Consider the following 23,311-nt stretch of genomic DNA (forward strand, 5'->3'; position numbering starts at 1 on the left):
TTCTAGCCTCTAGTCTTCCTGTACGTTGTATTTTTTGTCGAGCGCATTCATGCGAACAACGTAAATAAATATCAGCGCCACGAAGGTGTATATCGAACCTTGCTGAGCGAACCAAAACCCTAGCTTGAACCCGCCAAACTGAACGGTATTGAGGGCATCCACAAATAAGATGCCAGCGCCGTAAGACACTGCAAACCAGACCGCGAGCAGTGTTCCCATAATTCCCAAGTTTTCCTTCCAGTAGGCTTGAGCATGTTCCGTAGATTCGAACGCCATTGCCTTCTCCTTTATTTCGTTTCCGTAGAAACTGTTTCTGTAGAAAATTACCGTGTTAACGTAATGTTACGATTTAGAATGTAGCAAGGATAAGTAAAGTGATCTGTGCAACTTTAGTCGGGACGCTATTAGCGCTAATCCACTGAAATATGGGAGTTAGAAGGCATAACCATAGAAAAGTGTGATGTTGCAATGTTGTTAAATTAGCCTAAGGTCTAACAAAAACGTATGAATTAGGCGGCGAGTCATAAAATTTAACAACTAAATGACCGAGAAACGGTATTTAGTCCTGCCTATGACACGAAGCGAAACATAAGTTTGTTATAGTAACTACGGTACTTTCACCGGCTGTGACTTGCTTAACGGCAGAAGATCAACAAGCTAGTGGCAAAAGATCAACAGGCTTAAAGCTCGAGTTTTATTCTTTGGGGGAACGAATTGGACGCAATAACCATTAATCACTTATTTTTGACTGGTGCCGTACTCATCGCCATCAGTGTACTTTTCTCACAAGTGTCCTCTCGATTGGGCGTTCCGATTCTTTTAATCTTTTTGTTCGTTGGCATGTTAGCCGGTGAAGATGGCCCCGGTGGCATTAATTTCAATGATTACTCGCTGACCTACTTGGTGAGTAACCTTGCGCTGGCTGTGATCCTGCTTGATGGTGGTATGCGAACTAAGGTCGCGAGCTTTAAGGTCGCTTTTTGGCCGTCGCTCTCATTAGCAACAATAGGCGTAGCCTGTACTGCAACCCTAACGGGCTTAATGGCGGCTTGGCTGTTCGATCTGTCATTGATGCAGGGTATCTTAGTTGGTGCGATTGTGGGTTCGACCGATGCAGCTGCGGTATTTTCTTTGTTGAAAGGGCAGAGCCTCAATGAACGTGTTGGCTCAACCCTAGAGATCGAATCCGGTACCAATGACCCAATGGCGGTGTTCCTGACGGTGACCTTAATTGCGCTGCTGGGCACTCCTGATGCTGAAATGGGGATGAACTTCCTACTGAAAAGCTTCGCGATGCAGTTTGGTATCGGCACTCTTATCGGTCTTGGTGGTGGCTGGGTGCTATGGAGTCTTATCAATCGAGTGCAACTGGCTGATGGTCTTTACTCTATTCTGGTGCTCAGTGGCGGTGTGGCTCTGTTTGCGTTCTCTAACATGCTTGGCGGCAGCGGTATCTTATCGATCTACCTCGTTGGCTTGTTCATTGGTAATCGTCCAACTCGCTCTCGACACTCTATCCTTAATGTTCTTGATGGCATGACGTGGCTAAGCCAGATCGTGATGTTCTTGGTTCTGGGGTTATTGGTGACGCCATCGACATTGATGGACATTGCACTTCCTGCGTTAGCATTGGCTTTCGGTATGATTTTGTTTGCTCGCCCGTTGTCTGTTTGGTTGGGTTTACTGCCGTTCAGAAGCTTTACCACCAAAGAACGTTGGTTTGTTTCTTGGGTAGGTTTACGTGGCGCTGTGCCGATCATTTTGGCGGTGTTCCCGATGATGGCTGGCCTGCCTAATGCCCAGCTTTACTTCAATATCGCCTTCTTCGTGGTTATGGTTTCGCTGATTGTTCAGGGCGGTAGCTTGATGAAAGTTGCGAGGTTGGCTCAGGTGACCTTACCACCGACACCAACCCCAATTTCTCGTACCGGCATGGAGATTTATCCGACCAGTGAGTGGGAGATGTTTGTCTACAAGCTGAAAGAGGAAAAGTGGTGTGTTGGTGAACCGCTTAAGCGTTTGTCCATGCCTGAAGGGACACGAATTACGGCACTGTTTAGAAAAGATGCTTTGCTTCACCCATCGGGTAGCACCGTGTTAGAGGCGAACGATATTCTTTGTGTGCTTGGCCAAGATAAAGACCTAGATAGCTTAAGTGCGCTATTCAGTGAGGCTCCTCTAGCTGAAGAGACCGCTCGATTCTTTGGTGATTTCTTCTTGGATGTCGAACTATCGGTTGGAGCGGTCAGTGATTGTTATGGTATTGAACTTGGCTCGGAAGAAGAGCGAGAAATAACGCTAAAACAATTGGCTGAGCGAGAGCTTGGTGCACATCCTGTATTAGGCGATAGTTTTGTGTGGCATGACATTACTTGGGTGGTTGCAGAGATAGATGATCATAAAGTCGTCAGGTTGGGTTTATGTTTACCAAAGACGACTTTAGAAGAGGATATCAGTGAAGCTTAGTTGTGGACTTCTTGTAGCAAGATAACCGCCTGAGTTCGGTTTTTCACATCCAGTTTACGGAAGATGGCTGTCATATGTGCCTTGATGGTCGCTTCCGAAACATTCAATTCATACGCGATTTGCTTGTTCAGCAGGCCGTCTGAAAGCATCCCTAATACCTTGTATTGCTGAGGCGTCAATGTGGAAAGCTTTTCCGCAAGGTCGCTACAGGCTGCATTGTTGGTGATCAGCCCTTCAGGAAAGAACGGGTCGCCATTCAGCACTTGATTGAGTGCGCTGACCAATTCACGCATATCACTCGACTTAGGAATAAAGCCAAAGGCACCATGGCTCTTAACTTGAGTGACAACGCTGGCATCCTCGCTGGCAGAGATCACTACAATCGGTAAATCTGGGTATTCAGCTCGCAGTTGAATTAAGCCAGACATCCCATTGGCACCCGGCATCTTAAGGTCGAGAAGCAACAGGTCTGGTTCATCTTCTTTCTTTAGCAGAGTCAGTAAGGCATCGAGGGAATCAGCCTCAAGCAGGTTCGCACCACTGATCGCCATATGAACTGACTGAAACAGGGCGTTGCGAAAGAGAGGATGGTCATCAGCAATGATGATGGTATAGGTCGAGTCCATGACGTTCATACTTTTAACAATTTAGTTAATATTTATTATCATCCTGATTGAGTATGTGGACAATATCTATGCATTAAAAGTCTGAACCATATCGACTTTTATCCCCGGAATAAGAAAGCGTTACTCTGAATAGCAAAAAAGCCGCACTGCCATCTCGTTACGGAGGAGCGGTGCGGCTTTCGATTCGGCTATATTTTAGTGAATATTACCGTTATAGCTGGTGGTTTTGCATGTGTTTTAAGAATACATCGGCAGGCATAAAACCGGTTACACGAGCATTTGGAACATGGTTACCCTCACCATCCCAGAACTCAATCGTCGGTAAGCCGAGCACCTGTAATTGTTTAAGCAGTTCAATGTCTTGAGGCATGTTTCTCGTTACATCCGCTTGTAGCAGTACGAAGTCAGAAAGCTTGTTTTCCACATCAGCTTGGTGGAAGGTGTACTTCTCGAACTCTTTACACGCCACACACCAATCGGCGTAGAAATCGAGCATTACAGGCTTACCCAGTTTCTTGGCTTCGATGAGCTGGATTTCTAATTCTTCAACCGTGTTGATGCGTGCAAATTGGATTTGCTGTTCAACCACCACGCTCTTTTCTGAAAACCAGTAATTCAACGCAGGTTGCGCAGAAGCGAATAGGCCGAGCATTGCGATGATACCCACTGCGCTCTGTTTCCAGCCGCCAAATGGCAGTGCATTTTTGCTGTGATACAACCAACCGAAGGCAATGAAGCCAAGGGCAGACCAAAGCACGGTTGCCCATAGCTCTGGGATGATGCGCTCTAGCAGGAAGATAGGCGCTGCCAGCAAGATAAAGCCGAATACGATCTTCACCTTATCCATCCAGCTGCCTGCTTTTGGCAGTAGCTTATTACCAAATACCGCAACCAAGAGCAGCGGGATACCCATACCCATAGCTAACGCATACAGAGCAATCGCACCGGTAAATAGGTCGCCACTCTGAGCTACATACAGCAGCGCACCTGACAATGGCGCCGTGGTACAAGGTGAACATACCAAGCCAGAGATAGCACCCATCGCGAACACGCCCAAGCTATTGCCACCTTGCTGCTTGTTGCTTTGATTGTTAAGCCAAGTTTGGATGCTGCTTGGCAGTTGCAGGTTATAAACGCCAAACATTGACATCGCTAACGCCACGAATAGAACACTCAGCGCGATCAGCACGTAAGGGTGTTGCATAGCAGCTTGGAACTGCATGCCTGCAGAAGCAACCACTAAACCTAATAAGGTGTAGGTTAACGCCATGCCTTGCACATAGATGAAGGACAACATCAAAGCGCGACCTTGGCTGAGCTTGCCGCCACCCAATACGATACCCGTCAGAATTGGGTACATAGGCAGAACGCACGGCGTAAAGGCTAAGCCAACACCGAGTGCTAAGAATAATAATGGAGTCCACCAACTGTCACCGAGTTTATCGGCTAGGCTCGCTTCTTTTGAAACGGGTGCGCTTGATTGTGGTGTCGTGTTATTTGCCACATCTGCTTTTGGAGAAGCAACTTGTGGTGCGGTGTTCGCTTGGTTGCTGGTAGTGTCGGCAGCAGTGTCGCTTGAACCCGTTGCTTCAAACGGTGCAATGTCGATGACTCGAGTTTCGGGTGGGTAGCAGAAACCAGCATCTGCACAGCCTTGATACTTAACGATCAGCTGTGAGCCATCTTGGTAACTCTGTAGCGGAACTTGCACGAATAACGGCTGAGTATAAATGCTCACCTCACCGAAGAATTCATCTTGGTGTGGTTGGCCATCTTCCATTTCAACGTTGCCGATAGCGAGGTTTTGGCCAGTGAACGAGAGGCTATGTTGATAGAGGTAGTAGCCCTCTTTTACTTGCCAGTCGAGAAGGACCTTGCCGTCTTGCTGGTAGTAATTGAAAGGGAAAGCTTGGTCTACAGGGACAAAACCGTTGTTATTGCCTCCGAAGCTTGGCTCGGCGTTGTCGTTTCCAAAAAGCGCCCACGCAGGCTGGGTGAACAGGGAAACGCAAACAAAAAGTAATGTGGCAAGTCGTCGCATACTATTTAGTCATCAAAATGGAGTTGAAGGTATCTTAACTCAATCAGACCGTAATAGTTTGTGATTAGTTTCATCGACCAGCAAATATCCGCTAGGGCGGGTGAGCCACTTTCTTAGGCAGTCGAGAGAGGGTTAGCTGCGCAACTGCAGTGAACAGCCCTTGCCAATAAGACATTTAGGCAACACCTAAGCGTGCTCTTACTACTTGTTCACAAGCATCAATGTTCATCGTGTCTTTCGGAATAATGAGCACGGTGTCATTGCCGCCAACCGTACCGATAATCTCGGTATGTGGGTCGATATCGACTAATCTTGCGACCAACTGTGCGCAACCAGGGTTTGTTTTTACAATCACCATCGCTTGGTTGTGAGTAATTAATTCGATTTGTGATGAGATTGAGGCATCGACACGCACAGGCGCGCTTTCAACCGTGATGCAGTAAACCTTTTTGCCACAGGCATTCTGAATTTTGACAACGCCAAGCTGTGACAAAATGCGAGAGACGGTCGATTGGCTAATGCCTGTATAGCCAATATCGACGAGTTTCTCGCGCAGTTGGTTCTGGGTCGAGAAGCTTTGCTGTTGTAGTAAGCGTTTGCACGCGGCAGTCAGTGTTTTATCTTCAGCTGAATACAAGCAACCGTGCTCAGTGATTGGGTTCATGAACAACTCCTTAAGGTCAACGTGTTGATATCGCTTGTCCATAGCGCAGAACGCACTCCCAAAGCCGTAGAGTACGATTGTTAATTAGGGCTTACCGATGAACCCCGAAATAAGAGGGAGGGTATGCGAGATGTATGATCATCTATTCATTGAGTCTACCACTAAAGGATAGTTATCTTTTTGAAGGCGATCACCAAACAAAATTCTGGTTAATTGCTTTTATTGTGGAGTTTTATTCTTTGGTTAAGTGGATATTTATTCCGAGTTGGGAATAAATATCCATAAGTTATAAAGGGTTTTTGTTGCGGAGGTAATAGCGCTAAGGGCTAGCGAATTTCACTCATGATCTCGCGAGAGAATACTTTTTCACAGTAGTGACATTTTAGCTGCACGTTTTCCTGTTTAAGCTGTACTTTAAAGCTACTTTCAACAGGCTCACCATGCGAAATACAGTTGCTATTTGGGCAAGCGAACACACTATTGATTTGGTCTGGCAGTACCAGTGTTAACTTGTTGACCACCTTGTACTCTTCAATTTGATTCACCGTCGCTTGCGGAGCATACAGAGCCAATTGGTTGGCTTGTTCTTTGGTTAGGAAGATGTTCTCAATCTTGATCAGATCTTTATGACCCAGTGCTGATGATGGCAAATTTAATCCCATGGTGATGCGTTGCTCGGTCTTGTGCAATTTAAACAGCTTGAGGATTTTGATCCCAAGGTGAGCAGGGATGTGGTCAATGACGCTGCCGTTACGAATGGCTTCTACTTGTAGCTGAGTTTGTTTAACCATGACTGTTTCTCCTGCTTATAAAGTGTCGTTTAGAACTAGGGCCAATAGGGCTTCGCGAGCATACACACCATTTTCAGCTTGCTCGAAGTAGTAAGCGTGTGGCGTTTTATCTACATCAGTTGTGATTTCGTCGACACGTGGTAGTGGGTGAAGCACTTTCATGTTTTGGCGTGCATTTTTCAGCGTATCAGCTGTTAGAATGTAAGCCGATTTCATGTGCGCGTATTCTGATGCATCAAAGCGCTCTTTCTGTACGCGAGTCATGTACAGAACATCCAGCTCAGGCACCACTTCTTCAATGCTGCTGTGGGTGCTGTATTGGATACCCATCTCTTCCAGTTCTTCACAGATGTAATCAGGCATCGCTAACACTTCTGGCGCAATAAAGAAGAAACGTACGTTATTGAATTTTGATAGTGCTTGCGTCAATGAGTGTACGGTGCGGCCATATTTTAGGTCACCAACGAATGCCACATTGAGGTTGTCGAGCGTGCCTTGCGTTTCGTAAATCGAGAATAGATCCAACAAGGTCTGTGTTGGGTGCTGATTGGCACCATCGCCACCATTCACAATTGGCACACCGTTAGAGAACTCAGAGGCTAAACGTGCTGCGCCTTCTTGTGGATGACGCATCACAAAGGCATCAACGTAAGAAGAGATAACTTGCACCGAATCGGCAAGTGTTTCGCCTTTTTTCGCCAATGACGTGTTACCGCCATTATCAAAACCGATGACAGTGCCACCTAGGCGTTGAACTGCGGTTTCAAATGAAAGGCGAGTTCGAGTTGAAGGCTCAAAGAAGCAGCTCGCAACCACCTTATTTTTCAGCAGCTCTGGGTTTGGCTCTGCTTTGAGTCTTGCTGCAGTATCGACGATAAGCTCCAGTTCATCACGAGAGAGCTCTGGAATGGAGATGATGTGCTTATTAAATAACGAATGCGCCATAACGGGTCTTCCTTTTTCTATGCATACAGTCAAATTGCGGACAAAAAAAAGCCCCCTAAAAATAGGAGGCTTCGAAACGATCAATAGAGCAAAATAAAAATGACACTAACGCCACTCTTTGGCGTGTAGTTTGACAATTATGTGCGACAGAACTGCGGTTCATTTTTTGCTCTCTTTAGACAAATTGCGGAGGATTATACTCAGATAAAAAGGCCATGCAATACTTTCTGTAAAGTATTCATTTAATGGATTTTTATGCGAAATCACGTCCGTTTGTAGCTTCCATTTAAGCCTTTGTCGGAACTGCGAATCTCAGGGTTTTTCAGGTAATAATCTTTTTTAGTACATGAAAAAAAATGCGGGTTTTATCCAAGGTCAAAATCCCAAGAACGCCACCCGCATTTCCCTGTTATTGCACTTAACTTGTCAATGTCTTGCGAACAAGTGAGTGCTTAACTTTTTAACTTCGTAACTTTTTAATTTATTAGCTGCCTAGTGTCGCAACCATGACTGCTTTGATGGTGTGCATGCGGTTTTCTGCTTCATCGAATACGATTGAGTATTCAGACTCGACTACTTCATCTGTCACTTCTACGCCATCTTTAAGTTGCGGATATTCAGCAGCAAGTTGCTTACCGACTGTTGTATCTTCGCCGTGGAAAGCCGGTAGGCAGTGCATGAATTTCACATGTGGGTTGCCTGTTGCTTTGATCATTTCCATGTTCACTTGGTAAGGCATCATTAGGTTGATACGCTCAGCCCATGCTTCTTTCGCTTCGCCCATGGATACCCAAACGTCGGTGTATAGGAAGTCACAACCCTGCACGCCTTCTTGAACATCTTCTGTTAGCGTGATTTTGCCGCCAGTGTGTTCTGCGATTTCACGACATTGAGCTAGTAGCTCTTCTTGTGGCCAGAATTGCTTTGGAGCTACAAGGCGGATGTCCATACCCATTTTCGCAGCGCCAACCATCAGAGAGTTGCCCATGTTGTTACGAGCATCGCCTAGATAAGCAAAGCTGATTTCATGCAGTTGTTTACCACGGCCGTATTCCGTCATGGTTAGGAAGTCAGCCAAGATTTGAGTTGGGTGGAATTCGTCAGTCAGACCATTCCATACAGGTACACCAGCGTAAGCGCCTAGTTCTTCAACGATCTCTTGACCGAAGCCGCGGTATTCAATGCCATCGTACATACGGCCAAGAACGCGAGCGGTATCTTTCATAGATTCTTTGTGGCCAATTTGAGAGCCAGATGGACCTAAGTAAGACACGCGAGCACCTTGGTCGAATGCCGCGACTTCGAATGCACAGCGAGTACGAGTTGAGGTTTTCTCAAAGATAAGTGCAATGTTTTTGCCAGTCAGTGTCGGCTGTTCGTAACCGTTGTACTTCGCTTTTTTTAGCTCCATAGAAAGATCTAACAAGTGTTGAATTTCGCGTGGAGTGAAATCTAGTAGTTTTAGGAAGTTACGATTGCGTAGGTTAAAAGCCATGATGTATTCCTTCTTAGATTTAGGCGCTTTCCTGTTACAGGGAAAGAAAATTCAAGAAAGCGCGATTCAATTTTTGTGTATTAATTTCAGTTCAAACGGTGATTCAGTTTTCTCGCAAGGCTTGAAAAGCTCGCGAGTGGATTAATCTTTGGTGATATTGGTGCCCGCCAGGCCTTGCAGGATTTGCAAACCATCTTCGAGCGCACCGATACCGACGACCTTGCCGCCTTGTTGGATGAATTCGCACGACGCTTCAATTTTTGGCCCCATTGAGCCTGCATCAAATTCGAATTGCGCCAGTTCACTTGGTGTAGTGCTACGCAGTGCGTGTTGAGTCGGTTTGCCCCAGTCAAGGTAAACAGCGTCAGCGTCGGTCAAAATAAGCAGCGCATCCGCATCCAGTTGTTTCGCTAAGAAAGCCGCTGACATGTCTTTGTCGATAACCGCTTCAACACCGACTAATTTGCCGTTTTCTTTTTTGACTGGGATGCCACCGCCGCCAGTACAAATTACTAGGTGGCCGGCACCGATAAGTTGGGTGATTGCTTCGTGCTCAACAATGCCAGTAGGGCGTGGGCTTGGCACCACGCGACGGAAGTGTTGGCCGTCTGGTTTAACGATCCAGTGGAATTTCTCAGCCAATTCACGCGCTTCAGCTTCTTCGTAGATCGGACCAATCGGCTTGGTTGGATCTGCGAATGCAGGATCGTTTGGATCAACTGTCATTTGCGTCAACATGCATGAGATGTTGCGGTTAGGCAGATAGTTTTTGAACTCCTGCATCAACATGTAGCCGATCATGCCTTGAGTCTCACTGCCCAACACATCCAATGGATACGGATTTACTTTTTTGTATTCCAAACCTTGCAGAGCAAGTAAACCAACTTGTGGGCCATTACCGTGAACTAAAACCACGTTGTACACTTTCGCGATTTCAGAGATGGTTTTAACAGCTGTTTCAATATTACGGCGCTGAACATCGGCTTCTAACGGCTCACCACGACGAAGTAGGGCGTTTCCACCGAGTGCGACAACAACAGTTTGCTTAGTCATAATTGTGTTCTCTCATTTGGCCAAGCTGAGATTATTTAAGGTCGTTCAACTTGGCCGTTTCGTCTTAGTGATTAGATACCATCACGCTCAATTGGGCAGCTCATGCAGCGTGCGCCACCGCGACCGCGGCCAAGTTCATCTCCAGGGATAGGAAGAACCGTGATGCCTGCTTTGTCGTATTTTTCGTTGGTGTATGTATTGCCTTCGTAGCCAATAACAACGCCTGGTTTAACGGTAAGAACGTTGTTCGCATCGTTCCACTGTTCGCGTTCTGCATGGAAGTTGTCACCACCGGTCGTGATTAGGTTTAGCTTGTCTACGCCAAGTGCTTTTTCGATAGCCGTTACGAAGTAGCCCTCTTCTTTCACTTTCACTGCGCCAGACTCATCGCCAGTTAGGTTCCAGCACTGCACGTCTTTACTTACAACTTCAGGGTAAACAGAGAAGGTATCTTCGTTCATGTGAGTCATAACGGTGTCTAAGTGCATGCAAGAGCGGTGTTTTGGTAGTTGCATTGCGATAACTTGTTTCGCTTGACCGTGTTTGAATAGGCTAGACGCTAAGTGCTCAACACCTTGTGCTGTTGTACGCTCAGACATACCGATAAGAACTGTGCCACGACCGATAACAAGAACGTCACCACCTTCAATCGTTGAGTTGTCGTAGCTGATATTTTCTTCATCACCAAAGTATTTAATGAAGTCTTGGCCTGCGAATGTTGGGTGCCAGCGGTAAATAGCGCGAACATGGTTGGTTTCACGTTGGCGAGCAGGTTTCGCCATCGGGTTGATAGATACGCCACCGTATACCCAGCAAGATGTGTCACGAGTAAATAGGTGATTTGGTAGCGGTTCGATAATGAAGTCGGTCGGTGCGTGCATGCCTTGCATCATTGAAGATGATTTCATTGGCATTTCAGCGTAAGACAGACCGCCCGTTAGGATTTTTGCTAGCTCTAAGTTCGGTAAGTCGCCTAAGTAGCAACGCACGTCATTAGCAAAAGTTTTACCTAAGCGGTAATCAGAAACTTGATGATTCAAAAGCCAATCTTTCGCTTCTGGCACTGCTAGTGTGTCTGCTAGTAGGTCAGTAAGAAGAAGAACTTCAACACCTTGATCACGTAGCGTTTTAGTAAATGCATCATGCTCTTTACCTGCGCGTTCAACAGCCAGTACGTCATCAAATAGCAAATCGTGACAGTTAGAGGGTGTTAGGTGAGTCAGTGCGCGTCTTGGGCGGTGAACTAGAACGCGGCGTAATTGACCTATTTCAGAACCAACATAGAACTTACTCATGATCGTCTCTCTCTTATATATTTGAATTACTTTTATCGCTAAGAGTAATTATTTATTTTCAGTTGAGAAGAATGAATTATTTATTCACATCTCTTGTCTGGAATTAATATTACGCCTGCTAGTCAGGTATTCTTAGAGATCTATCACAAATCGTTTTTTATCCCGCAGCCCTTTAAAATTAAGGGTTTTAACAAACTTTATGCACTTTTAGTTATGAGTAATACATTCTAAATAGTTAGCTGTTTGGGAACTTTATGCACGCTTTTTTGACGAAACTTACTAGAATCTAATTTACGAGGGATTATATGCAGAATGTTTTTATTGATAAGAGTGTACTTAGCTTGGAAGTATGCAGTGTTTTTATTTAGATATTTAATTTTGGATATGGAATTAATTATTTATTAACAAAGTAAATGCGAATAAAGCTGTTGTGATCACATTTTAAAATCGTCTGTTTAAGTGTGTTTTTTGATAAAAAATGGCATTAACTATCGTTTGTCTATTAGTATGTAAATTACTTTAAATATAATTAACGCTAATAAGTGACTAACTATTTGTTTAAACATCACAGTTGAAAATAGAGTGTTATTTCCTCAAGCTAATTTGATGTTTAAAAGTCGGATTGATTCTTCTATTGCGAGTGCTTTGGGTTTGGCTGAGCTTTGCTACGAACAGAAGATAGCTTGAATATCGCGTGTATGGCTTTGAGGAGCTGTTTTAGTAGCAGAGGGTTACATTGGGAGAGGAAGCAATAAAAAAGCCGCTGTGAGAAGCGGCTTTGGATGAGAAAGGAGTGAAGTGCTGTTAGTTAGATCAGCGCACCAATACTCAGTACAACAATACAGAACACCATCAAGATACCGACTAATGGCATCACCCATTTAACCCAGCGTACATAAGGGACGCGAGCAATCGCCAAGCCGCCCATCACCACCGCAGAGGTCGGGGTGATTAGGTTGACCAAGCCGGATGCAGATTGGTACGCAGTGATAACCAAGTCGCGACCTACACCGGCAAAGTCAGCCAGTGGTGCCATGATTGGCATGGTCAATACTGCTAGACCAGACGTCGATGGAACTAAGAACGACAGTAGAATCTCTAAGAAGAACATCACGTTAATGAAGATAACTGAAGAAAGCCCCGTTACCATTTGCTCTGCAGAGAAGAGAATTGTATCAGTGATCATACCGCGGTCCATCACCACCACGATACCCCGTGCAATACCAATGATAAGCGCAACGCCAAGTAGGTCGCGGGCACCATCAATGAAGCTGGTGGTAAACTCTTCTTCGCTCATACGAGCCACAATACCGACGATGATGGTTGCTGCTAGGAACATTGCTGAGATCTCTGCCATCCACCATCCAGCAACGGATACACCGTAAATCATCACAGCGAACGAGCCACCAAAAATGGTCAGAATCAGTTTGCGAGTCGCGGTGAATTCAAGTTTCTCTCCGCTCGCATTACCTAAGAAGTGCGCTTTGTTCTCTTCGTATTTATCGTAGACAATTGATGTTGTTGGATCGGCTTGAACCATTCTTGCGTAACGCATCACGTAGGCAACACAAATACCCCAACCAATAATCAACATCGCAATACGCAACACGATACCGTCTGTAAATGGAATACCAGAGGCGTTAGCAGCGATCACGGTTGCGAATGGGTTAATTGTTGAACCCAGCACCCCAATGCCTGCGCCAAGCAGTACGGTTGCAGCGGCAACTAGAGGGTCAAAGCGAGCAGCCATCATTACAGGCACTAGCAATGTATAGAAGGGGAGTGATTCTTCCGCCATGCCGTAGACAGTACCGCCAGCGGCAAACAGTGCCATCAGGATTGGTATCATCAACTCTTCTCGCCCTTCTAAGCGGGCGGTGACGCGCTCGATACCCGCATCAATGGCGCCAGTTTTGGTTACTAGTCCTAAGAAGCCACCAATGATTAAAATGAATAGTGAAACGTCGATTGCGGCCGCTTCATAACTATTATGGTCGTAGAAGCCATCAATAGGCGCTAGCAGTACATCAATCACGCCTTGAGGGTTACCTTCTACCGCTTGATAGGTGCCGGTTACGGGTACTTCTCGACCTAGCTCTTCATTCATTGCGCGATCGTATTGGCCTGCTGGAACAATCCAGGTAAGCAGAGCGACGAACGCAATGAGAATAAATAGAATGGTGTAGGCAGAAGGGAATTTAAAGTTGGCAAAGAAGCCGCCCTTTTTTTTCTCGCTTGGTATCGTTTGAGCTGTCATGGCTATCTCCTTACATCATCTTAAATAGAAGTGATGTGAATTAGCGACTAATGATTTATAGATTGTAAATACATTGACACTTATAAAATATCCAACGATATAAAGTTGGATGTTTTAAAATAATGTTTTTATATTTACCAATCCAAATGAAGTTAGATTTATTTTAGCTGCGGTTATTTTATTCCTTACGTTGGAATTTAAGTTTGGTGCTGTTCACAAAAATAATGGCCAATGAATGGGTTAGAAAATGGTAAAAAAATGGCAAGGTTTTTTGGTTAGTTAGCTTGGATTAATATTCGTTGTGGATTAAGGGTAAGTGGGGGATGATTGATTTGGTAGGTGTTGTTTATGAACGGTTAGAATAATCTTGGAATTTTATTCAAACTTTATTTTTAAGCCGTTTTTAAATTTTATAATGGTTATTTGATGCGTATCAAATAATACATTGAGCAGAAAACAAAAAAGGAAGCCGAAGCTTCCTTTTAAATGTTCAATACGCCAGCGTATGTTAGATAAACAGACCGCCGAATGCGAAGCCTAGTGCTACCGCAGTACTGATTGTTACCACACCTGGAATGAAGAATGGGTGGTTGAATACGTAGTTACCGATACGTGTTGAGCCTGTGTCATCCATCTCAACTGCCGCTAGTAGTGTAGGGTAAGTTGGCAGTACGAACAGAGCACTTACCGCAGCAAAAGAAGCAACGGCTGTTAGTGGTGCTACGCCAATTGCTAGTGCTGCAGGCATCAGTGCAACCGTTGTTGCGCCTTGAGAGTAAAGCAGCATAGAAGCGAAGAACAGAACAAGAGCCAGCATCCATGGGTAATCAGCCAGTAGAGCGCCTGCTACGTCTTTGATTTCAGCAACGTGTGCGTTCACAAACGTTGAACCTAACCAAGCCACACCAAGTACACAAACACACGCTGTCATACCAGAGCGGAACGTTGGCGCTGAAGAGATCTTCGCTGCATCAATCTTAGTGAACATCACGATAGCCGCTGCCGCTGCCAGCATCACAGACATGATCGCTTCGTTACGACCTAGCGCTGGGTTTTCAATTAGGCCAACAGAGCTAGAGATAGCCGCTGCGTAACAAACCACGAAACCAATTGCAGCTAGGAAGATGTACGTTGCTTTCTTCGCTGTTGGAAGTATTTCGCGTTTCTCTTCTGTCGCCAGTTTGATTAGACCTTTCTCTAAACGTTCTTGGTAAACAGGATCGTCTTTCAGTTCGCTACCCATGTAGTTCGCAACAACAGCACCAACCATACAAGCGATGAAGGTTGTTGGGATACAAACCATCAATAGCGTTAGGTAATCAACACCAAATGGTGCCAGCATTGCTGCGAAAGCCACAACCGCTGCCGAGATTGGCGAAGCTGTGATGGCAATTTGAGAAGCGACAACCGCGATAGACAGTGGACGCGAAGGACGAACACCTTGGCCTTTCGCTACTTCTGCAATAACAGGAAGCGTAGAGAATGCTGTGTGACCAGTACCCGCCATTAGTGTCATTACAAAGGTCACAATCGGCGCGTAAAAGGTGATGCGTTCAGGGTGTTTACGCAAAAAGTTTTCTGCAATTTGCACCAACCAGTCCATACCGCCAGCAACTTGCATTGCAGCAATAGCGGTAATAACCGACATGATGATCAAGATTACGTCGATCGGGATGAAAGATTGGCTTGTTGGAACGCCAAGAATAAGTGAAAGGGCAATAACACCAGCACCACCGGCAAAACCAATACCGATACCGCCAATTCTGGCCCCCAAAAAGATAAAGAGCAGGACGATAAATAGTTCTACTGCAATCATAAGTAACACCTCATTTAGATTTTATTATGTGAACATTCGCCGATGGAATGTTCACATAATAGTTCTATGGTTTAGATTCAATTTAGCAAAAACGCAACCAATGGAAATCCACATAATAAGCAGGGTTAACCGTATTGGAGCCTAAAAAAGGGCTCCGCTTGGAGCCCTTTTTCGCTAACGTTATTCGTAGCGTTTTGCTTTATACTGAGGATGCATTAAATTTTCAACAGAGAAAATGTCATCAAGCTCTTCTTCGGTTAATAAACCGCGCTCTAGAACCACATCACGTACACTCTTACCTGTTTCAGCACAGATCTTACCGACAATGTCACCCTCGTGGTGGCCAATGTATGGGTTTAGGTAAGTTACGATACCGATAGAGTTAAATACGTGTGATTCACATACTTCTTTGTTTACAGTAATGCCGTCTACACACTTGTCGCGTAGATTCACACATGCGTTTGTTAGGATGTCTAGAGACTCAAACATGCTTTGTGCGATTACAGGTTCCATAACGTTCAGTTGCAGTTGACCACCTTCTGCAGCGAAAGAAACCGTGTTGTCGTTACCTAGAACTTTAAAGCAAACTTGGTTTACTACTTCAGGTACAACTGGGTTTACTTTAGCAGGCATGATTGAAGAGCCAGCTTGTAGTTCAGGTAGGTTCAGTTCGTTCAGGCCAGTACGTGGGCCAGAAGAAAGTAGACGTAAATCGTTACAGATCTTAGACAGTTTAACCGCTAGACGCTTAAGTGCGCCGTGCGTCATTACGTATGCGCCACAGTCAGACGTTGCTTCGATTAAATCTTCAGCCGCGACACATTCAAGACCAGTTACTTCTGCTAGGTGTTTCACTGCAAGACCTTGGTAGCCTGGTGCTGCGTTTAGACCGGTACCGATAGCTGTTGCGCCTAGGTTTACTTCAAGCAGTAGTTTTGAAGTGTATTCTAGGTTTTTGATTTCTTCATTGATGGTTACTGCCCAAGCATGGAACTCTTGGCCAACCGTCATTGGAACTGCGTCTTGAAGTTGAGTACGACCCATCTTCAAAATTGTATTGAATTCTTGGCTCTTAAGCTCGAATGCGCCCTTTAGGTATTCGATAGCGTCGATCAGTTTACGAACGCTGTTGTAAACAGAGATACGGAAGCCAGTTGGGTAAGCACAGTTTGTCGATTGGCTGCGGTTTACATGGTCATTTGGGTTGATGAACTCGTATTGGCCTTTTTCTTTGCCCATCAGTTCAAGTGCCACGTTCGCAATAACTTCGTTCGCGTTCATGTTTACAGAAGTACCAGCACCACCTTGGAAAACATCCGATGGGAACTGATCCATGCACTTGCCCGTGTCTAGGATTAGGTCACAAGCTTGGATGATGTATTTAGCCACTTCGCTTGGGATTACACCTAACTCTTTGTTTGCTAAAGCCGCCGCTTTCTTGGTCATTACCATACCGCGAACGAATTCAGGTACATCTGAGATCGTTACATTTGAGATGTTGAAGTTTTCAACTGCGCGTAGAGTGTGGATGCCGTAGTAAGCATCAGCCGGAACATGACGTTGACCTAATAGATCTTCTTCGAGACGAGTAGCTTGAGGAGCTTCAATTTGAGCTTCTGATTGAGTAGCCATAACAGGATCCTTAGAGAATTATTCTGATTATATAGTTAGTTATTAGCCTATTCTGTGTGCAAATACTCCGTTCGCTAGAATATTGGGCTGATAAATCCGTCCTGACTTATGTGGCACATGATACTGTACTTAGCGCATAAAAATATTAAGTTGATCACCTTTTTCGGTTTTGTTTCGTCAATATTCAGCAAACTTATTCCGGGTCAATAAACACGCTCATTTACAGGATAAATTTGAGATTGGTAGGGCTTTCAGCGTAAACTGCAAGTAACAAAGGAGGGCGTGTGTTTCCTATCTTATTATTACTATTTATCTTCGTACCCATCATTGAGATTGGGCTATTTATTCAAGTTGGTGGCTTCTTAGGATTGTGGCCAACTATTGCGTTGGTTTTGATTACTGCATTTGTTGGTGCATCTCTTGTTCGTAGCCAAGGTATTCAGACACTTATGTCTGTTCAAGGTCGATTGCAACAAGGCGAAATGCCGGCACAACAGATTCTTGAAGGCGTGATGCTTGCGGTTGCAGGCGTATTACTGCTGACTCCGGGTTTCATGACAGACGCGCTGGGTATGTTGGTGTTGCTACCAGCACCAAGAGCGATGATTGCCAAGAAAATGATGGAAAAAATGGTGGTTAAAAATATGTCTGGTGGTTTCCATGCGGGTGGGCAAACTGGCTTTGGTCAGAGTCCTTTTGGACAAGACCCATTCAATCGTGACCCATTTGACCAGTCAAAAGATGGCAACACCTTTGAAGGTGAGTTTGAGAAGAAAGACGACGATAATGATCGTAACCGACTAAACTAATCCACTTTCCCTCTTCTTTATATAGAGGGAAAAACAGAAAAGGCTGTTACCTTTATCCTTCGTCAGAAAGTGATAACGGTAACAGCCTTTTTTATTGAGTATTACTTACTCGTGATATCAAGTAATAAATAACAGGGCGGATGAGCGGTTATTTACTGCGATTGGCATTATACCGCGCCTTCAAATCCCATTTGTCGCCATGCTTCAAACGCGATGATTGCTACAGCATTTGATAAGTTCAGGCTGCGTGCGTCTGGCATCATTGGAATGCGAATACGTTGTTCCATCGGCATGCTTTCGATGAACTCAGCTGGCAGGCCGCGTGTTTCTGGGCCAAACATCAACACATCACCTTGTTGGAATTTTGCATCAACGTGGTGACCTGTTGTTTTAGTGGTACAAGCAAAGATGCGGAAACCACCCTCGCGCTCATTTTCTAGATACTCAAGGAAGGCTTCTAGGTTCTTGTGACGTTTAACTCGCGCTAGGTCGTGGTAATCCAAGCCTGCACGACGAACTTTCTTCTCTTCAAAATCAAAGCCAAGCGGTTCGATAAGGTGAAGGTTTGCGCCGCAGTTAGCACATAGGCGGATGATGTTACCCGTATTGGGTGCAATTTCTGGTTCGTATAAAGCGATATCAAACATGTTGGTTCACAAGAATAATCAAAGATAGCCAGAGTATACGGTGGCAAGCTGAGTGAGTACAGTTCGCCACCATCAGCTTACGCGTTGTTCGCTAATGCTTGTGCGTAGTTTTCTGATACTGCATTCCAATTCACCACGTTCCACCATGCATTGATGTAATCAGGACGACGGTTCTGGTAGCTGATGTAGTAAGCATGTTCCCAAACATCGAGCGCGAGAATCGGCTCACCATCGCTGGCAACTGTATCCATCCAAGGATTATCTTGGTTTGAGGTTGAGACGATCTTGAGTTGTCCTTCTTCTACCACTAGCCAAGCAAAGCCAGAGCCGAAGGTGTTGATTGCCGCTTGAGCGAACTCGTCTTGGAATGTTTCGAAATCACCGAACGTGCTATTGATAGCCTCAGCGAGTTGACCCGTTGGTTCACCACCGCCGTCTTGAGACATGCAGTTCCAATACAAGATGTGGTTGTAGTAACCACCACCATTGTTACGAACGGCAGGGCTGTGTTGGGAGATGTTGGCGAAGATTTCAGTCAGTGATTGCTGTTCAAGTTCGCTGCCAGAGACAGCCGCAATAAACTTATCGTAGTAAGTTTTATGGTGCTTACTGTAATGCACCTCCATCGTTTTGGCATCGATGTAAGGTTCTAGGGCATCGTAAGCGTAGGGCAGAGCAGGGAAAGTATGAGACATGGTAAATCCTCCTTAATTAGAGGATTTACCATAATGATAATGACAATCATTATCAACTATGATCTTTGTAGGGATATTACACCGGTAAGATAGGTAGGGTGATTTCGAGTTGTAATCCGCCTAACGTGCTGCGGCTTGCAGTGATGGTTCCGCTGTGTTGACGAATCGCACTCTCAGTTATGGTTAACCCAAGCCCTGTGCCGCCTGAGTTACGATCACGAGCAGTGGAAACTCGATAGAAAGGCCTGAAGATAGAATCCAGTTCATCCTCTGGTACACCATCACCATTATCATTGACGCAAATTGTTAGCTGATCCTGAACCACATGGAATTGCACATCCACTTGGTCTTTGCCGTAGTAGATCGCATTGCGTGTAATGTTGTCTAGCGCGCTCATCAGCAGCTTAGGGTTACCCGAAATAGAACGCTCAGGGATCTCTGAGAACGTCAGTTGTTTGCCCATCTGTTCGGCTTCAAACTGTGCGTCTTTCAAGATCTCTTCCCATAGGCTCGAGATAGGCTGAACCTCACGAGTAATGTGGCTGTCGACTTGCATACGAGATAACGTCAGTAGCTCACTGATCATCTGTTCAAGACGTTGTGCTTCGGTATCAATACGTTCAAGTTCTTGGCTCTCACCTTGTTTACGAATTGCCAGCGCATTCGCCATGCGCAGACGAGTCAGTGGTGAGCGGAGTTCGTGTGATATATCAGAGAGTAGTCGCTGTTGCCCCGAAATCATCTGGTTTACCGCTTCGACCATTTGGTTAAAGCTTTCACCCGCTTGTCTGAATTCAGAGGTACCTTTTTCAAGTGTTGGGTCGACCTCAAACTGGCCTTTCGCTACACGTTGCGCAGCGCGTTCTAGCCTGCGAGCTGGTTGACTCAGTGCCCAAGCTAGCCAAAGTAATAGCGGAGTACTCGCTAACATGACAGCAAGCAATAGCTGTAAAGGTCTATCAAATAGGCGTAACAAGAATGGCGGTGGTTGATTCCATTTCACTCCGGCATACATCAACAACTCTTCACCTGCCAGTTTGATCGGTACTGGACCGGCCACCATGTAATGTCCGTAGAGCTTTTGTTTCGGCACTTCAGGGTTCTCAATTGAGGTCACAAAGTTGCGAATTGCCTTCAACTTGTAGTCTGAATGTCTCTTAGAGGTAAGGACGGCTCCTTCAAGGTCGGTTAAGTAGATGCGAGCTCGTGAGTCCTTGCGGCTACGTGGTGCCTCAAGTTGGAATACAATTTTGCCCAGATTCGGTTCTTTGGCGTAGCGTTTCTCTGTGAATTTAGCGATACGCTCTAATTTATTGAGATGATCCGCGGGTACATCGCGTGCTACACGCGGGTCTAAATGGGGAAGCGACAGTACCGACAAAAGCACCAGTAACATGGTGAACCAAAAGATAGCAAAGATACGTCCATATAAGCTGGTGATTTTAGGTATACGCATTAATCTTCCTCTACCAATAAGTAACCACGGCCACGTAAGGTCTTGATGCGAGGTTTGGCGTCACTGCGTTCAGGAATTTTTTTACGCAGGTTGGATATGTGCATGTCTATCGCACGGTCAAATGCTGCTAGTCTTTTACCGAGCACATCTAAACTCAACGTTTCCTTGGTGATCACTTGCCCCGGGTTCTGGATTAGGTGGCTCAGCAGGGCGAACTCGGTAGTGGTTAGGTCGATAAGCTGGCCATTACAATAAGCTTCTTGTTTGCCAGGGAATACCTCGATGTCTTGATATTGAACCTTATCGCTGGTGCTTTTAGGTGCCGCAGTGGTCTGCGTTCGGCGCAAGATAGCTCGAATACGCGCTAACAATTCGCGGTCACTGAAAGGCTTAGGTAGGTAATCATCCGCGCCAAGTTCAAGGCCAATCACACGGTCGATCTCTTCGCCTTTTGCGGTCAGCATGAGCACGGGTGTTTCCCAATTTTCTCTCAGCTTCTTTAGTGTTTCCATGCCATTAAGACGCGGCATCATCACATCCAAAAGAATCAAATCAATCTCATCATTGATCGCCTCGAGCCCCGCGTAGCCATCATTGGCTTCGGAAACAGTGAAGCCCTCAAAGCTCAGAATGTCTTTGAGTAAGCTGGTTAACTCGGTGTCGTCATCAATAAGAAGAATGTTCGCCATTGGGAAGCCTTAATCATTTAGTTAGGTTAATAATACTGCTAATTATTCGTCAACTTTCACTCTTTACGATTCTTTACGCTTTCTAAACGTCACTTTACGAGGGAAAGACTAATCTATATTCAAGCGCTGAGAAACAGACGCAACACATGACTTATTATACCGAATTGAGGCAACAATTATGAAAATGACTAAGAAACTTGTACTAGCAGCTGCGGCACTTCCACTTATCTTTGGTACAGCAAGCGCGTATGCTTACGGTGGTGGTGATAAAGGCGACCACAAAGGTATGCACGGCAAATGTGGCGGCTTCGATAAGAAAGTGATGCGTCAGCTAGACCTAACGGATGCTCAAAAAGCAGAACTAAAAGAGATGCGTGAAGCGAATCGCGCTGAGATGAAAGCAAAACATTCAGGCAATAAAGCTGACAAGATCGCGCAAATGAAAGCGCATCACGAGAAAGTTCAAGCATTGGTACTTGCAGACAACTTTGACGAAGCGGCAGCAAACGACCTAGCAAGCCAAATGGTTGAGAAGCAAACTGAGCGTCGCGTAGCAATGCTTAAGAAACAACATCAAATGATGAGCGTACTAACACCTGAGCAAAAGACTCAACTGAAAGAAATCCAGCAAGAGCGCATGGCGAAGTGTGCGGACAAAATGGAAAAGCATATGAACAAAAATCAGTAATTCATGGTTTGAAAAACCTAGTTGAATGAAGGTGTTTGCAAAGAAGCGGCTGTGTGCCGCTTTTTTTGATCCTTAAAAATGAATATTTTACATCATGGCTGTCATATTCAATCGGTTGTTTGCGGGTTATACTTTGTGCTATCAGTCACTTTATAGCCAATTTATGAAACAAAAATATGCACGTTTAGTTACGCTCGCCGCTTGGGCAGCCACCATCATTGCTACCATATTATTGGTTGTGAAGGTTGCAGCGTGGTGGGTGACAGGTTCAGTCAGTTTATTAGCTTCTGTTGTTGATTCACTGTTGGATATCGCTGCTTCTGTAGTCAACCTCGTCGTTGTTCGCTACTCTCTGCAACCCGCTGATAAAGAGCATACCTTTGGCCATGGTAAGGCTGAATCTCTTGCCGCATTAGCACAAGCGATGTTTATTTCTGGTTCCGCTTGTTTCCTTATTCTTAATGGTATAGAGCGTTTCTTCCGACCACATGAGCTGAATTCTCCAGAAGTTGGTATTTATGTCAGCTTGTTCGCGATTGTAATGACCTTTGGTTTGGTTCGATTCCAAAAGTACGTTGTGAGCCAAACAGGTAGCCAGGCGATAGCTGCCGATTCTCTTCATTATCAGTCTGATCTTTATATGAATGCGGCGATCATGCTGGCATTGGCACTTAGTTGGTTTGGCATCGGTCAAGCAGACTCAGTATTCGCGATTGGTATCGGTATCTACATTCTTTACAGCGCTTATCAAATGGCGATGGAGGCGATTCAATCTCTGCTTGATAGGAAGTTGCCTGATGAAGAGCTCAAGCTAATTAAAGAGACATCGTTGAGTGTGGAAGGGGTATTGGGTGTGCATCAACTAAGAACGCGCCGTTCAGGGCCTGTTCGGTTCATTCAATTACATTTAGAACTCGAAGATAATATCCCACTTATTGAAGCGCACCGCATTTCTGACGAAGTAGAAGACAAGCTTATCTCTGTTTTCCCTGATGCTGATGTATTAATTCATCAAGATCCATACTCGGTCGTATTTGGACCAGAGAAGCAGCAGAAATCCCACTCATGGTAAGCGTGCTAAGAAATGGGTAGCAAATGGTAAGTGAGTGGCTTTTGAACTAAAGTGAGTAAAAATTGCTAGTTCTTTGGTGAGACAAAATACAGCTGATAACAATTAATGTTGATTCTGATGTGAATCAACAAAGTTATTGAGTAAAACTGTAATACTCTTACAGAAGTAGAAATG

20 protein-coding genes are annotated in these 23,311 nt (G+C 45.2%); 4 read left to right on the forward strand and 16 right to left on the reverse strand.

What is annotated here, in order from left to right:
- Positions 1-9: 9 nt before the first annotated feature.
- Entirely contained in the window at positions 10-276 is a 267-nt protein-coding gene (locus tag QQ041_RS05640) for a DUF4212 domain-containing protein (protein ID WP_010435433.1), read from the reverse strand.
- A gap of 438 nt (positions 277-714) precedes the next feature.
- Here QQ041_RS05640 and QQ041_RS05645 point away from each other — a divergent pair, with 438 nt between their 5' ends.
- Entirely contained in the window at positions 715-2,466 is a 1,752-nt protein-coding gene (locus QQ041_RS05645) for a potassium/proton antiporter (RefSeq protein ID WP_285953286.1), read from the forward strand.
- Here the strand turns inward: QQ041_RS05645 and QQ041_RS05650 are convergent.
- From QQ041_RS05650 to aspA, 11 genes are all read right to left on the reverse strand, one after another.
- On the reverse strand, positions 2,463-3,092 hold the full coding sequence (locus tag QQ041_RS05650) for a response regulator transcription factor (protein ID WP_012604978.1): 630 nt from the start codon (positions 3,090-3,092) through the stop codon (positions 2,463-2,465). The genes QQ041_RS05645 and QQ041_RS05650 overlap by 4 nt on opposite strands.
- A gap of 211 nt (positions 3,093-3,303) precedes the next feature.
- Complete coding sequence (locus tag QQ041_RS05655; protein WP_285953287.1) at positions 3,304-5,133, reverse strand: protein-disulfide reductase DsbD; 1,830 nt, start codon at positions 5,131-5,133, stop codon at positions 3,304-3,306.
- A gap of 175 nt (positions 5,134-5,308) precedes the next feature.
- Positions 5,309-5,797: an arginine repressor gene (locus QQ041_RS05660; RefSeq protein WP_285953288.1), complete on the reverse strand. Its 489-nt coding sequence runs from the start codon at positions 5,795-5,797 to the stop codon at positions 5,309-5,311.
- A 326-nt stretch (positions 5,798-6,123) separates the two neighbouring features.
- Positions 6,124-6,588 (reverse strand): aspartate carbamoyltransferase regulatory subunit, encoded by a 465-nt coding sequence (pyrI, locus tag QQ041_RS05665; RefSeq protein WP_060983419.1) that lies wholly within the window; start codon positions 6,586-6,588, stop codon positions 6,124-6,126.
- Positions 6,589-6,603: 15 nt separating this feature from the next.
- Complete coding sequence (pyrB, locus tag QQ041_RS05670; protein ID WP_285953289.1) at positions 6,604-7,533, reverse strand: aspartate carbamoyltransferase; 930 nt, start codon at positions 7,531-7,533, stop codon at positions 6,604-6,606.
- Between the two features lie 484 nt (positions 7,534-8,017).
- Positions 8,018-9,028: an ornithine carbamoyltransferase gene (locus QQ041_RS05675; protein WP_017063666.1), complete on the reverse strand. Its 1,011-nt coding sequence runs from the start codon at positions 9,026-9,028 to the stop codon at positions 8,018-8,020.
- A 141-nt stretch (positions 9,029-9,169) separates the two neighbouring features.
- Positions 9,170-10,081 carry a carbamate kinase gene (arcC, locus tag QQ041_RS05680; RefSeq protein ID WP_285953290.1) on the reverse strand — a complete coding sequence of 304 codons (912 nt, stop codon included), beginning with the start codon at positions 10,079-10,081 and terminating at the stop codon, positions 9,170-9,172.
- Between the two features lie 71 nt (positions 10,082-10,152).
- Positions 10,153-11,376 carry an arginine deiminase gene (gene arcA, locus QQ041_RS05685; protein ID WP_146492409.1) on the reverse strand — a complete coding sequence of 408 codons (1,224 nt, stop codon included), beginning with the start codon at positions 11,374-11,376 and terminating at the stop codon, positions 10,153-10,155.
- Between the two features lie 808 nt (positions 11,377-12,184).
- Complete coding sequence (locus QQ041_RS05690; protein ID WP_052880307.1) at positions 12,185-13,633, reverse strand: YfcC family protein; 1,449 nt, start codon at positions 13,631-13,633, stop codon at positions 12,185-12,187.
- Between the two features lie 508 nt (positions 13,634-14,141).
- The gene (locus QQ041_RS05695) at positions 14,142-15,449 is read right to left on the reverse strand and encodes an anaerobic C4-dicarboxylate transporter (protein WP_017630904.1); all 1,308 of its coding nucleotides are present in this window, start codon (positions 15,447-15,449) and stop codon (positions 14,142-14,144) included.
- A 180-nt stretch (positions 15,450-15,629) separates the two neighbouring features.
- Entirely contained in the window at positions 15,630-17,081 is a 1,452-nt protein-coding gene (gene aspA, locus QQ041_RS05700) for an aspartate ammonia-lyase (RefSeq protein WP_146492410.1), read from the reverse strand.
- Between the two features lie 284 nt (positions 17,082-17,365).
- Between aspA and QQ041_RS05705 the strand changes: the two genes are divergently transcribed.
- Complete coding sequence (locus QQ041_RS05705) at positions 17,366-17,890, forward strand: FxsA family protein (protein WP_060983416.1); 525 nt, start codon at positions 17,366-17,368, stop codon at positions 17,888-17,890.
- A gap of 167 nt (positions 17,891-18,057) precedes the next feature.
- On the opposite strand, the gene trmL is transcribed toward QQ041_RS05705, so the two are convergent.
- From trmL to QQ041_RS05725, 4 genes are all read right to left on the reverse strand, one after another.
- Positions 18,058-18,537 (reverse strand): tRNA (uridine(34)/cytosine(34)/5-carboxymethylaminomethyluridine(34)-2'-O)-methyltransferase TrmL, encoded by a 480-nt coding sequence (gene trmL / locus QQ041_RS05710; RefSeq protein ID WP_060983415.1) that lies wholly within the window; start codon positions 18,535-18,537, stop codon positions 18,058-18,060.
- 77 nt (positions 18,538-18,614) lie between these two features.
- Positions 18,615-19,232, reverse strand: coding sequence for a superoxide dismutase (locus QQ041_RS05715; protein ID WP_285953291.1), 618 nt, complete (start codon positions 19,230-19,232; stop codon positions 18,615-18,617).
- A gap of 76 nt (positions 19,233-19,308) precedes the next feature.
- Positions 19,309-20,688, reverse strand: coding sequence for an envelope stress sensor histidine kinase CpxA (gene cpxA / locus QQ041_RS05720; protein ID WP_285953292.1), 1,380 nt, complete (start codon positions 20,686-20,688; stop codon positions 19,309-19,311).
- Entirely contained in the window at positions 20,688-21,377 is a 690-nt protein-coding gene (locus QQ041_RS05725) for a response regulator (protein WP_285953293.1), read from the reverse strand. Before QQ041_RS05725 ends, cpxA begins: the two co-directional genes overlap by 1 nt.
- A gap of 178 nt (positions 21,378-21,555) precedes the next feature.
- On the opposite strand from QQ041_RS05725, the gene QQ041_RS05730 reads away from it, so the two are divergent.
- Both QQ041_RS05730 and fieF read left to right on the forward strand, forming a co-directional pair.
- Positions 21,556-22,065: a CpxP family protein gene (locus QQ041_RS05730; protein WP_285953294.1), complete on the forward strand. Its 510-nt coding sequence runs from the start codon at positions 21,556-21,558 to the stop codon at positions 22,063-22,065.
- Positions 22,066-22,228: 163 nt separating this feature from the next.
- A complete protein-coding gene (gene fieF / locus QQ041_RS05735) occupies positions 22,229-23,137 on the forward strand; it encodes a CDF family cation-efflux transporter FieF (RefSeq protein ID WP_210446822.1) in 909 nt (302 codons plus the stop codon).
- The last annotated feature ends 174 nt before the right edge of the window (positions 23,138-23,311 follow it).

Origin of the sequence: Vibrio sp. TMPB1044 (genome assembly GCF_030442075.1) — a bacterium.
In the GTDB taxonomy this organism is placed as follows: domain Bacteria; phylum Pseudomonadota; class Gammaproteobacteria; order Enterobacterales; family Vibrionaceae; genus Vibrio; species Vibrio satsumensis.

Bases quoted from the DNA above. Each gene is read 5' to 3' on its own strand.
- QQ041_RS05640 (WP_010435433.1), bottom strand. From the start codon at position 276: ATGGCGTTCGAATCTACGGAACATGCTCAAGCCTACTGGAAGGAAAAC.
- QQ041_RS05650 (WP_012604978.1), bottom strand. From the start codon at position 3,092: ATGGACTCGACCTATACCATCATCATTGCTGATGACCATCCTCTCTTT.
- QQ041_RS05655 (WP_285953287.1), bottom strand. From the start codon at position 5,133: ATGCGACGACTTGCCACATTACTTTTTGTTTGCGTTTCCCTGTTCACC.
- QQ041_RS05660 (WP_285953288.1), bottom strand. From the start codon at position 5,797: ATGAACCCAATCACTGAGCACGGTTGCTTGTATTCAGCTGAAGATAAA.
- pyrI (WP_060983419.1), bottom strand. From the start codon at position 6,588: ATGGTTAAACAAACTCAGCTACAAGTAGAAGCCATTCGTAACGGCAGC.
- pyrB (WP_285953289.1), bottom strand. From the start codon at position 7,533: ATGGCGCATTCGTTATTTAATAAGCACATCATCTCCATTCCAGAGCTC.
- QQ041_RS05675 (WP_017063666.1), bottom strand. From the start codon at position 9,028: ATGGCTTTTAACCTACGCAATCGTAACTTCCTAAAACTACTAGATTTC.
- arcC (WP_285953290.1), bottom strand. From the start codon at position 10,081: ATGACTAAGCAAACTGTTGTTGTCGCACTCGGTGGAAACGCCCTACTT.
- arcA (WP_146492409.1), bottom strand. From the start codon at position 11,376: ATGAGTAAGTTCTATGTTGGTTCTGAAATAGGTCAATTACGCCGCGTT.
- QQ041_RS05690 (WP_052880307.1), bottom strand. From the start codon at position 13,633: ATGACAGCTCAAACGATACCAAGCGAGAAAAAAAAGGGCGGCTTCTTT.
- QQ041_RS05695 (WP_017630904.1), bottom strand. From the start codon at position 15,449: ATGATTGCAGTAGAACTATTTATCGTCCTGCTCTTTATCTTTTTGGGG.
- aspA (WP_146492410.1), bottom strand. From the start codon at position 17,081: ATGGCTACTCAATCAGAAGCTCAAATTGAAGCTCCTCAAGCTACTCGT.
- trmL (WP_060983415.1), bottom strand. From the start codon at position 18,537: ATGTTTGATATCGCTTTATACGAACCAGAAATTGCACCCAATACGGGT.
- QQ041_RS05715 (WP_285953291.1), bottom strand. From the start codon at position 19,232: ATGTCTCATACTTTCCCTGCTCTGCCCTACGCTTACGATGCCCTAGAA.
- cpxA (WP_285953292.1), bottom strand. From the start codon at position 20,688: ATGCGTATACCTAAAATCACCAGCTTATATGGACGTATCTTTGCTATC.
- QQ041_RS05725 (WP_285953293.1), bottom strand. From the start codon at position 21,377: ATGGCGAACATTCTTCTTATTGATGACGACACCGAGTTAACCAGCTTA.
- QQ041_RS05730 (WP_285953294.1), top strand. From the start codon at position 21,556: ATGAAAATGACTAAGAAACTTGTACTAGCAGCTGCGGCACTTCCACTT.
- fieF (WP_210446822.1), top strand. From the start codon at position 22,229: ATGAAACAAAAATATGCACGTTTAGTTACGCTCGCCGCTTGGGCAGCC.